Origin of the sequence: Hydrogenophaga sp. 70-12, assembly GCF_001897365.1 — a bacterium.
Classification (GTDB): domain Bacteria; phylum Pseudomonadota; class Gammaproteobacteria; order Burkholderiales; family Burkholderiaceae_C; genus Hydrogenophaga; species Hydrogenophaga borbori.
Genome location: NZ_MKSS01000224.1, coordinates 1 through 10,349 on the forward strand (window position 1 = coordinate 1; position 10,349 = coordinate 10,349).

Annotated in this window: 11 protein-coding genes; 10 read left to right on the forward strand and 1 reads right to left on the reverse strand. The window is 67.0% G+C overall.

Translation table 11 applies throughout. The annotated features are described in order from the left end of the window. The 10 genes from BGO22_RS13000 to BGO22_RS13045 form a co-directional block, all read left to right on the forward strand. On the forward strand, positions 1–670 hold a 670-nt coding region (locus BGO22_RS13000), incomplete at its 5' end, for a complex I subunit 1/NuoH family protein (protein ID WP_286851188.1). 13 nt (positions 671–683) lie between these two features. After that, complete coding sequence (gene nuoI / locus BGO22_RS13005; protein WP_070397644.1) at positions 684–1,196, forward strand: NADH-quinone oxidoreductase subunit NuoI; 513 nt, start codon at positions 684–686, stop codon at positions 1,194–1,196. Between the two features lie 32 nt (positions 1,197–1,228). Then, positions 1,229–1,867, forward strand: coding sequence for an NADH-quinone oxidoreductase subunit J (locus BGO22_RS13010; protein ID WP_070397645.1), 639 nt, complete (start codon positions 1,229–1,231; stop codon positions 1,865–1,867). A 58-nt stretch (positions 1,868–1,925) separates the two neighbouring features. Next, entirely contained in the window at positions 1,926–2,237 is a 312-nt protein-coding gene (gene nuoK / locus BGO22_RS13015; protein WP_070397646.1) for an NADH-quinone oxidoreductase subunit NuoK, read from the forward strand. Between the two features lie 7 nt (positions 2,238–2,244). Continuing rightward, a complete protein-coding gene (nuoL, locus tag BGO22_RS13020) occupies positions 2,245–4,269 on the forward strand; it encodes an NADH-quinone oxidoreductase subunit L (protein ID WP_070397647.1) in 2,025 nt (674 codons plus the stop codon). 22 nt (positions 4,270–4,291) lie between these two features. Continuing rightward, the gene (locus BGO22_RS13025) at positions 4,292–5,767 is read left to right on the forward strand and encodes an NADH-quinone oxidoreductase subunit M (protein ID WP_070397648.1); all 1,476 of its coding nucleotides are present in this window, start codon (positions 4,292–4,294) and stop codon (positions 5,765–5,767) included. A gap of 28 nt (positions 5,768–5,795) precedes the next feature. After that, positions 5,796–7,292, forward strand: coding sequence for an NADH-quinone oxidoreductase subunit NuoN (nuoN, locus tag BGO22_RS13030; RefSeq protein WP_070397649.1), 1,497 nt, complete (start codon positions 5,796–5,798; stop codon positions 7,290–7,292). 49 nt (positions 7,293–7,341) lie between these two features. Beyond that, positions 7,342–7,647 carry a DUF2818 family protein gene (locus BGO22_RS13035; RefSeq protein WP_070397650.1) on the forward strand — a complete coding sequence of 102 codons (306 nt, stop codon included), beginning with the start codon at positions 7,342–7,344 and terminating at the stop codon, positions 7,645–7,647. After that, on the forward strand, positions 7,640–8,221 hold the full coding sequence (locus tag BGO22_RS13040) for an NUDIX domain-containing protein (RefSeq protein WP_070397651.1): 582 nt from the start codon (positions 7,640–7,642) through the stop codon (positions 8,219–8,221). Before BGO22_RS13035 ends, BGO22_RS13040 begins: the two co-directional genes overlap by 8 nt. Beyond that, positions 8,218–8,688: a DUF1178 family protein gene (locus BGO22_RS13045; RefSeq protein ID WP_070397652.1), complete on the forward strand. Its 471-nt coding sequence runs from the start codon at positions 8,218–8,220 to the stop codon at positions 8,686–8,688. Before BGO22_RS13040 ends, BGO22_RS13045 begins: the two co-directional genes overlap by 4 nt. A 162-nt stretch (positions 8,689–8,850) precedes the next feature. Here the strand turns inward: BGO22_RS13045 and BGO22_RS13050 are convergent, their stop codons facing one another. After that, positions 8,851–10,155, reverse strand: coding sequence for a Glu/Leu/Phe/Val family dehydrogenase (locus BGO22_RS13050; RefSeq protein WP_070397653.1), 1,305 nt, complete (start codon positions 10,153–10,155; stop codon positions 8,851–8,853). Positions 10,156–10,349: the final 194 nt, after the last annotated feature.

Consider the following 10,349-nt stretch of genomic DNA (forward strand, 5'->3'; position numbering starts at 1 on the left):
CATCGAGGTCTACGGCGTGATCATCGCGGGCTGGGCCTCGAACTCGAAGTACGCCTTCCTGGGCGCGCTGCGCGCGTCGGCCCAGATGGTGAGCTACGAGATCGCCATCGGCTTCTGCTTCCTGGTGGTGGTGATGACCGCCGGCAGCCTGAACCTGGCCGAGATCGTGAATTCGCAGGCCCGCGGCATGGGCGCCGGCATGGGCCTGAACTTCCTGTCCTGGAACTGGCTGCCGCTGCTGCCCATCTTCGTGGTTTACGTGATCTCGGGCGTGGCCGAAACCAACCGCCACCCCTTCGACGTGGTCGAGGGCGAGGCCGAGATCGTGGCCGGCCACATGGTCGAGTACTCGGGCATGGGTTTCGCGATCTTCTTCCTCGCCGAATACGCCAGCATGTGGCTGGTGTCCATCCTGGCTGTGCTGATGTTCCTGGGCGGCTGGCTGCCCCCCATCGACAGCGCCATCTTCAACTGGGTGCCGGGCTGGATCTGGCTGGGCCTCAAGACCTTCGTGGTGGTGTCCATGTTCATCTGGATCCGCGCCACCTTCCCCCGCTTCCGCTACGACCAGATCATGCGTCTGGGCTGGAAGATCTTCATCCCCGTCACGCTGGTGTGGCTGCTGCTCGTGGGTGCGCTCATGCAGACGCGCTGGAACATCTGGCAGTGAGGAGGGCACAAGCATGAGTACCACCACCGCCGTCGCGCCCTTCAGTTTCCGCGACTTCTTCAAGAGCTTCATGCTCGTCGAACTGGCCAAGGGCATGGCCCTGACCGGCCGTTACGCCTTCCGCCGCAAGGTCACGGTGCAGTTCCCCGAGGAGAAGACACCACTGTCGCCGCGCTTCCGCGGCCTGCACGCGCTGCGCCGCTACGAGAACGGCGAGGAGCGCTGCATCGCCTGCAAGCTCTGCGAGGCCGTGTGCCCCGCCGTCGCCATCACCATCGAAAGCGATGTGCGCGCCGACGGCACGCGCCGCACCACGCGCTACGACATCGACCTCACCAAGTGCATCTTCTGCGGCTTCTGCGAAGAGAGCTGCCCGGTCGACTCGATCGTCGAGACGCACATCTTCGAATACCACGGCGAAAAGCGCGGCGACCTGTACTTCACCAAGGAAATGCTGCTCGCGGTGGGTGACCGCTACGAACCCCAGATCGCCGCGGCCAAGGCCGCCGACGCCAAGTACCGCTGAGCGCGGCGCGACCGAGCCCATCCAGAGATCCCATGGACTTCACCACCGGTTTCTTCTACCTCTTCGCGGCGGTGCTGCTGTTCGCGGCCTTTCGCGTGGTCACCTCGCGCAACGCCGTGCACGCGGTGCTGTACCTGATGCTCTCCTTCTCGCAGGCGGCCGCGCTGTGGCTGCTGCTCAAGGCCGAGTTCCTGGGCATCACGCTGGTGCTGGTCTACCTCGGCGCTGTCATGGTGCTGTTCCTGTTCGTGGTGATGATGCTGGACATCAACATCGAGTCGCTGCGCCGCGGCTTCTGGCACCACTTCCCGCTGGCGGCCATCCTCGGCGCCGTGGTGGCTGGCGAGCTGATCGCCGTGCTGTGGGTGGGCTTCCCCTCCATCGCCACCACCGCCGCTACCGTGCCCGCCAACGTGTCGAACACGGGCGAACTCGGCAAGCTGCTGTATTCGGCCTACCTCTATCCCATCCAGGTCGCGGGCTTCATCCTGCTCGTGGCCATGGTCGCGGCCATCGCGCTGACGCTGCGCAAGCGCAAGGACAGCAAGGCCATCAACCCGGGTGACCAGGTCCACGTGCGCGCCCGCGACCGCCTGGTGGTCGTGCCCATGGCGGCGGCCAAGCCGGCGCCCGTGGCCGCCACCCCCAACACCGAGGAGGGCAAGGCATGAGCCACGCCCGGCCGCCCGAAGGGGCTCGCACCGTAGCGCACTGCGCGGAGGATTTCAAATGAGCGGCCTCACGCTGGGTCATTTCCTGTCGGTCGGCGCGATCCTGTTCGCGATCTCCGTCGTCGGCATCTTCCTCAACCGCAAGAACCTGATCGTGCTGCTCATGGCCATCGAGCTCATGCTGCTCGCGGTCAACATGAACTTCGTGGCCTTCTCGCACTACCTGGGCGACCTGCACGGCCAGGTGTTCGTGTTCTTCATCCTCACCGTGGCGGCCGCCGAGTCGGCCATCGGCCTCGCCATCCTCGTGCTGCTGTTCCGCAACAAGTCGTCGATCAGCGTCGAAGAACTCAACACGCTCAAGGGCTGACCGGAACATGAGCAACACGCTATCCGCCTCCACGCTGCTCGCCGTGCCGCTGGCGCCCCTGGTGGGCTCGCTGGTGGCCGGCATCCTGGGCACTGCCTTCGGTGGCAACGTCATCGGCCGGCGCGCCTCGCACGGCGCCACCATCCTGGGTGTGCTGGTCGCCTTCATCCTGTCGGTCATGACGCTGGCCGACGTGATCGACGGCGCCCGCTTCAACCAGACCATCTACGAATGGATGGTCATCGGCGGGCTCAAGATGGAGATCGGCTTCCTGGTCGACGGCCTGACCGCGATGATGATGGTGGTGGTCACCTTCGTCTCGCTCATGGTGCACCTCTACACCATCGGCTACATGGCAGACGACGACGGCTACAACCGCTTCTTCGCTTACATCTCGCTGTTCACCTTCTCCATGCTCATGCTGGTCATGAGCAACAACCTGCTGCAGCTGTTCTTCGGCTGGGAGGCGGTGGGTCTCGTGTCCTACCTGCTGATCGGCTTCTGGTTCAACAAGCCCTCGGCGATCTTCGCCAACATGAAGGCCTTCCTGGTCAACCGGGTGGGCGACTTCGGCTTCATCCTCGGCATCGGCCTGATCGTGGCCTACGCCGGCACCATGAACTACAGCGAGATCTTCGCCAAGGCGGGTGAACTCGGTGCCTTGGGCTTCCCAGGCACCGACTGGATGCTGATCACCGTCATCTGCATCTGCCTGTTCATCGGCGCCATGGGCAAGAGCGCGCAGTTCCCGCTGCACGTGTGGCTGCCCGACTCCATGGAAGGCCCCACGCCGATCTCCGCGCTGATCCACGCCGCCACCATGGTGACGGCCGGCATCTTCATGGTCGCGCGCATGAGCCCGCTCTACGAGCTGTCCGACACGGCGCTCAACTTCGTCATGGTCATCGGCGCCATCACCGCGCTGTTCATGGGCTTCCTGGGCATCATCCAGAACGACATCAAGCGCGTGGTGGCCTACTCCACGCTGTCGCAGCTGGGCTACATGACGGTGGCGCTCGGCGCCTCGGCCTACTCGGTCGCGGTCTTCCACCTGATGACGCACGCCTTCTTCAAGGCCCTGCTGTTCCTCGCGGCTGGCTCGGTCATCATGGGCCTGCACCACAACCAGGACATCCGTTGGATGGGCGGCGTGCGCAAGTACATGCCCATCACCTGGCTCACCTCGCTGATCGGCACGCTGGCGCTGATCGGCACGCCGCTGTTGTCGGGCTTCTACTCCAAGGACTCGATCATCGAGGCGGTGCACTTCAGCAACCTGCCGGCCGCCGGGTTCGCCCACTTCGCGGTGCTGGCGGGCGTGTTCGTGACCTCGTTCTATTCGTTCCGCCTGTACTTCCTGGTCTTCCACGGCCAGGAGCGCTACGACCAGAACCCCGACGCGCACCATGACGATCACCACGGCGATCACGGGCATGGCCACGGCGACGGCAAGCCGCACGAGTCGCCCTGGGTGGTGACCCTGCCTCTGGTGCTGCTGGCCATTCCGTCCGTGGTGATCGGCTACTTCACGATCGAGCCCATGGTCATCGGCGACTTCTTCCGCGATGCCATCACCGTCAACGCCGACGCGCACCCCGCGCTGAAGACCTTCGCCGAAGAGTTCCACGGCGCCTGGGCCATGGCCACGCACGCCTTCAGCACGGCGCCGCTGTACCTGGCGCTGGCCGGTGCCGTGAGCGCCTGGTACTGCTACCTGGTCAACCCGGCCGTGCCTGCGGCCATCGCGCGCGCGCTGCGGCCCATCGTGGTCATCCTCGAGAACAAGTACTACATGGACTGGTTCAACGAGAACGTGCTGGCCCGCGCCGCGCGCGGCCTGGGCGTGGGCCTGTGGAAGGGCGGGGACCGTGGCGTCATCGAAGGCGGCGTGGTGAACGCCAGCTGGAAGATCGTCGGCGCCATCGCCGCCGTGGTGCGCCGCGCGCAGACCGGCTACCTCTACCACTACGCGCTGGTGATGCTCGTGGGGGTGATGCTGTTCATGACGTACTTCGTCTGGCTCGCGAAATAAGACAACGAAGAAAGAAAAGACCATGGGTTTGCTGAGCCTTGCCATCTGGACGCCGATCCTCGTGGGCGTCGTGCTGCTCGCGCTGGGGCGCGATCAGCACGCGGGCGTGGTCCGCTGGGTTGCGCTCCTGGGCGCGCTCGCGGGCCTGGCCGTCACCGTGCCGCTGTACACCGGCTTCGAGGTCGGCAGCGCGGCCCTGCAGTTCGTCGAGAAGGCCGTCTGGATCGAGGGCTTCAACGTCCACTACCACCTGGGCGTGGACGGCATCTCGCTGTGGCTGGTGCTGCTAACGGCCTTCACCACCGTCATCGTGGTGATCGCGGGCTGGGAGGTGATCACCGAGCGCGTGAACCAGTACATGGGCGCCTTCCTGATCCTCTCGGGCTTCATGATCGGCGTGTTCAGCGCGCAGGACGCGATGCTGTTCTACGTGTTCTTCGAGGCCACGCTGATCCCGATGTACCTCATCATCGGCATCTGGGGCGGCCCCAACAAGATCTACGCGGCCTTCAAGTTCTTCCTCTACACGCTGCTGGGCTCGCTGCTCATGCTGATCGCGCTGATCTACCTGTACGTGCAGTCGGGTGGCAGCTTCGCGCTCAGCGACTGGTACCGCCTGCCCATCGGCGGCACCGCGCAGACCCTGCTGTTCTTCGCCTTCTTCGCGGCCTTCGCAGTGAAGGTGCCCATGTGGCCGGTGCACACCTGGCTGCCCGACGTGCACGTGGAGGCGCCCACCGGTGGCTCCGCCGTGCTGGCGGCCATCATGCTCAAGCTGGGCGCCTACGGCTTCCTGCGCTTCTCGCTGCCCATCCTGCCCGACGCCTCGCACGAATGGGCCTGGCTGATGATCGCGCTGTCGCTGATCGCGGTGATCTACGTCGGCCTGGTGGCCATGGTCCAGCAGGACATGAAGAAGCTGGTGGCCTATTCGTCCGTGGCGCACATGGGCTTCGTCACGCTGGGCTTCTTCATCTTCAGTGACCTGGGCATGAGCGGTGGCCTGGTGCAGATGGTGTCGCACGGCTTCGTGTCGGCGGCCATGTTCCTGGCCATCGGCGTGCTGTACGACCGGGTGCACTCGCGCGAGATCGCCGACTACGGCGGCGTGGTCAACACCATGCCGCGCTTCGCCGCCTTCGCGCTGCTGTTCACCATGGCCAACGCTGGCCTGCCCGGCACGGCCGGTTTCGTGGGCGAATGGATGGTGATCATCGCCGCCGTCAAGGCCAACTTCTGGATCGGCCTGCTGGCCGCCACCGCCCTGATCTTCGGCGCCGCCTACTCGCTGTGGATGTTCAAGCGCGTCTACCTGGGCGAGCCGGGCAACGACGAGGTGCGTGGCCTGAGCGACATCAATGCGCGCGAATTCCTGGTGATGGCCTTGCTGGCCATCGCCGTGCTCGCCATGGGCGTGTACCCCAAGCCTTTCACCGACGTGATGGACCCGGCCGTGGCCGAGCTGCTGCGCCACGTGGCGAACTCCAAGCTGAACTGACAAGAATAGACCGAGCGAGAACAGCCCCATGATCGACAAACTCAGCTGGGTCGCGGCCTACCCGGAAATTCTGTTGGCGGTGATGACCTGCGTCATCGCGCTGGCCGACCTCGCGGTCAAGACGCCGCTGCGCGGCAGCACCTACGCGCTGACCCTGCTCACCCTGGCCGTCGTCGCGGTGTTCCTCGGCATGGCCGGCGCCTCGGGCAGCACCATCGAGGGCTTCGGCGGCATGATCGTCAGCGACCCCATGGGCAACTGGCTCAAGTGCTTCGCCACCATCGCCCTGATGGCCACCTTGGTCTACGGCCGCGCCTACGCCGGCGCGCGCGACATGCTGCGTGGCGGCGAGCTGTTCAGCCTGAGCCTGTTCGCGCTGCTGGGCATGTTCGTCATGATCTCGGGCCACAACTTCCTGGTGATCTACCTGGGCCTGGAACTGCTCACGCTCTCCAGCTACGCGCTGGTGGCGCTGCGCCGCGACGACACCGCCGCGACCGAAGCCGCCATGAAGTACTTCGTGCTGGGCGCGCTGGCCAGCGGCTTCCTGCTCTACGGCCTGTCCATGGTCTATGGCGCCACGGGCTCGCTCGACATCGGCCAGGTGATGGCGTCCATCGCCGGCGGCGAGGCCACGCTCAAGGGCTCTGTCCAGGTGCTGGTGCTGGGCCTGGTGTTCGTGGTCGCGGGCCTGGCCTTCAAGCTGGGCGTGGCGCCGTTCCACATGTGGGTGCCCGACGTGTACCACGGCGCTCCCACGTCCATCACGCTGCTCATCGGCGGCGCGCCCAAGCTGGCCGCCTTCGCCATCGTGATCCGCCTGCTCGTCGAAGGCCTGCAGCCGCTGGCCGTGGACTGGCAGCAGATGCTGGCCGTGCTGGCCGTGCTCTCGTTGCTGGTGGGCAACCTGGCCGCCATCGCGCAGACCAACCTCAAGCGCATGCTGGCCTTCTCCACCATCGCGCAAATGGGCTTCCTCATGCTGGGCCTGATGGCCGGCGTGTCCGGCGGCGACGGCAGCAACATGGCCAACGCCTACAGCTCGTCCATGTTCTACGTGGTGACCTACGTGCTCACCACGCTGGGCACCTTCGGCGTGATCATCCTGCTCTCGCGCGCGGGCTTCGAGTCCGACACCATCCAGGACCTGGCCGGCCTGAACCAGCGCAGCCCCCTGTACGCAGGCGTCATGGCGGCCTGCATGTTCTCGCTGGCGGGCGTGCCGCCGCTGGTGGGCTTCTACGCCAAGCTCTCGGTGCTGCAGGCGCTGCTGGCCTCGCCCAGCACCTTCCACGTCGGCCTGGCCGTGTTCGCGGTGGTGATGTCGCTGATCGGCGCCTTCTACTACCTGCGCCTGGTCAAGGTGATGTACTTCGACGCGCCCACGCAAAGCGCGCCCATCGAGGCCAGCCTGGACGTGCGCTCGGTGCTGTCGGTGAACGGCGCGCTGGTGCTGATTCTGGGCATCGTGCCGGGCGGCCTCATGGCCGTGTGCGCGCAGGCGGTGGCGGCCCTGTTCGCCTGAGGCCGCGGCGCGGGGAACCCTCCCGCGCCGGACCGCTCACACCGTCGCCATGAACCAAACCGCTCTGATCTGGCTGGTGCTGGCGGCCGCCCTGGTGGCCGCGAACCTGCCCTTCGTCAACAACCGCTGGCTCGCAGTGCTGCCGCGCGCGAAGCCCAAGACGCTGTGGCTGCGCCTGCTCGAACTCGTGCTGCTGTACTTCGCCGTCGGGGCCCTGGGCCTGGCCCTGGAGCAGCGCGTGGGCCAGATCTACCCGCAGGGCTGGGAGTTCTACGCCACCACGGCAAGCCTGTTCCTCACGCTGGCCTTCCCGGGCTTCGTGTACCGCTACCTCTACAAACGCCGCGGTGGATGAGCCTCACCTGACCGAAGCGCCGCTGGCGCGCGCCGAGCTGCTGCGTGGCCACTTCCTGCACGTGGTGCGCGACACCGTGCGCCTGCCCACGGGCGCCGAGGCCACGCGCGAATTCGTGCTGCACCCGGGCGCGGTGATGGTGGTCCCTTTGCTGGACGATGGCCGCGTGGTGCTGGAACGCCAGTACCGCCACCCCATGGGGGCCGTCATGGTGGAGTTTCCCGCTGGCAAGCTCGACGCCGGCGAGGGCAGCCTGGCCTGCGCGCGGCGCGAGCTGCGCGAGGAGACCGGCTACGCGGCCCGGCAATGGGCCTTCGCGGGCCGCCTGGCGCCCACCATCGCGTACTCCGACGAGGTCATCGACGTCTGGTTCGCGCGCGGCCTGAGCCTGGGCGAGCGCGCGCTCGACGACGGCGAGGCGCTGGACGTCTTCACTGCCACGCCGGCCGAACTCCAGGCCTGGTGCCGCGACGGCCGGGTCATCGACAGCAAGACCTTGGTGGGCATGCTGTGGCTGCAGAATGTGCTCAGTGGCCAATGGGTCTTGGACTGGCAGGATAATTGCGCGCCATGAAGGTGCTCGATCTGCAATGCGCCCACCAGCACGTGTTCGAGGGCTGGTTCGGCTCCGAAGACGATTTCCACCAGCAGCTGGAGCGCGGGCTGGTGAGCTGCCCGCTGTGCGGGGATCAGCGCGTGGAGAAAAAACTCTCGGCGCCGCGCCTGAACCTGCGTGCGGGCCGCGAGCCACAGGGCGCGGCCCATGGCCCCGAAGGCCTCACGCTCAGCAACCACCCCGCACAGGCCGAATTGGCCGAGCTGCAGGCGCGCATGCTCAAGGCCATGCGCGAGATCATGGTCAACACCGAAGACGTCGGCGAGCGGTTCGCCGAGCAGGCCCGCGCCATGCACCACGGCGAGATCGAGCGCCGCAACATCCGCGGCCAGACCAGCGCGGCCGTGGCCCTGGAGCTGCTGGAAGAAGGCGTGGAGGTGATGCCCCTGCCCCTGCTGCCGGCGGTGAAAGACACCCTGCAATAGCAGGAATTCTCCCTGCGGCCGCTGCGCAGCTTCCTACCCGGAGCGCGTGCGCAACGCCAGAGATGCCGTGGAACCGGCTTTGCCGGGCCGCGGGCATCGTCCCCCCTCCAAGCGCCGCAGGCGCGCCAGACAGGGGGACGCCGCGCAGCGGCGCAGGGGGAGTCAGGGATACAAGCCGCGCAGATCGCGCGCGTGCAGGATGCGCTGGCAGGCGATGATGAAGGTGGCTGTGCGCAGGCTGACCTTGTGGTCCTCCGACACCTGCCACACGGCCGAGAAGGCGTCCTTCATGATCTTCACCAGGCGGGCGTTGATCTCGTCCTCGGTCCAGAAGAAGCTGGAGAAGTCCTGCACCCACTCGAAGTAGCTCACCGTCACGCCGCCGGCGTTGGCGATCACGTCGGGCAACACGAGCACGCCGCGGTCGTGCAGGATGTCATCGGCTTGCGGGGTGGTGGGGCCGTTGGCGCCTTCGATCACCATGCGGGCCTGGATGCGGCCGGCGTTCTTGTCGGTGATCTGGCCTTCGAGCGCGGCGGGGATGAGGATGTCGCAAGGCACGCCCCAGAAGTCCTCGTTGGGGATGACCTGTCCACCCGCGAAGCCCGCCACGGAGCCGTGGCGGCCCACGTGGTCGAGCAGGGCGGGCACGTTCAGCCCGGCCTCGCTGTAGACCGTGCCGCCATGGTCCTGCACGGCCACCACGCGGGCGCCGGCCTCGGCGAACAGCTTGCCGGCCACGCCACCCACGTTGCCGAAGCCCTGCACGGCCACGCGCGAGCGGGTCACGTCCAGGCCGATGCGGCGCGCGGCCTCGATGCCGACGGTGTACACGCCGCGGCCGGTGGCCTCGCGCCGGCCGAGCGAGCCGCCCAGGTCGACCGGTTTGCCGGTGACCACGCCGGTGGCGGTGGCGCCCTCGTTCATGGAGTACGTGTCCATCATCCAGGCCATGACCTGCTCATTGGTGTTCACGTCGGGCGCGGGGATGTCCTTGGTCGGGCCGATGATGATGCCGATCTCGCTGGTGTAGCGGCGCGTCACGCGCTCGAGTTCGCCGCGCGTGAGCAGCTTCGGGTCGACCCGGATGCCGCCCTTGGCGCCGCCGTAGGGCACGTTCACTGCGGCGTTCTTGATGGACATCCAGGCCGCCAGGGCCATCACCTCGGACAGGGTCACGTCCTGGTGGAAGCGCACGCCGCCCTTGCCGGGCCCGCGGCTGGTGTTGTGCTGCACGCGGTAGCCCTCGAAGTGGGCCACGGTGCCGTTGTCCAGATGGATGGGCACGTCCACGATGAGGGTGCGCTTGGGCCGCTTGAGGGTGTCGACCCAGCGCCCCAGCTTGCCCAGGTAGGGCGCGACGCGATCGACCTGCTGGAGGTAGATGCCCCAGGGGCCGAGGTGGTGGGGGTCGAGGTAGGAGGGCAGGGCCTGGGTCAGCACGGAGGGAGGGGTGGGCGACGACATGGTGGGTCCTTCGATGGGGCATGGCCGCTGCGGGGCCACGGCGCCAAGCACTGTACGCAGCGCCCCGGCGCTTGTCCAAGGCGGGCTGAGGATGGCTCCATGCCTGCGCTGCATGGCCTTGGCCGGCCGGTGCTAGCATCCGCCGGCCTGCTAACAGGAGGGAGGCAAGATGAACAACATCGATAGGCTGGGTG

Coding starts and splice junctions, on each gene's coding strand:
- nuoI (WP_070397644.1), top strand. CDS start 684: ATGAGTACCACCACCGCCGTCGCGCCCTTCAGTTTCCGCGACTTCTTC.
- BGO22_RS13010 (WP_070397645.1), top strand. CDS start 1,229: ATGGACTTCACCACCGGTTTCTTCTACCTCTTCGCGGCGGTGCTGCTG.
- nuoK (WP_070397646.1), top strand. CDS start 1,926: ATGAGCGGCCTCACGCTGGGTCATTTCCTGTCGGTCGGCGCGATCCTG.
- nuoL (WP_070397647.1), top strand. CDS start 2,245: ATGAGCAACACGCTATCCGCCTCCACGCTGCTCGCCGTGCCGCTGGCG.
- BGO22_RS13025 (WP_070397648.1), top strand. CDS start 4,292: ATGGGTTTGCTGAGCCTTGCCATCTGGACGCCGATCCTCGTGGGCGTC.
- nuoN (WP_070397649.1), top strand. CDS start 5,796: ATGATCGACAAACTCAGCTGGGTCGCGGCCTACCCGGAAATTCTGTTG.
- BGO22_RS13035 (WP_070397650.1), top strand. CDS start 7,342: ATGAACCAAACCGCTCTGATCTGGCTGGTGCTGGCGGCCGCCCTGGTG.
- BGO22_RS13045 (WP_070397652.1), top strand. CDS start 8,218: ATGAAGGTGCTCGATCTGCAATGCGCCCACCAGCACGTGTTCGAGGGC.
- BGO22_RS13050 (WP_070397653.1), bottom strand. CDS start 10,155: ATGTCGTCGCCCACCCCTCCCTCCGTGCTGACCCAGGCCCTGCCCTCC.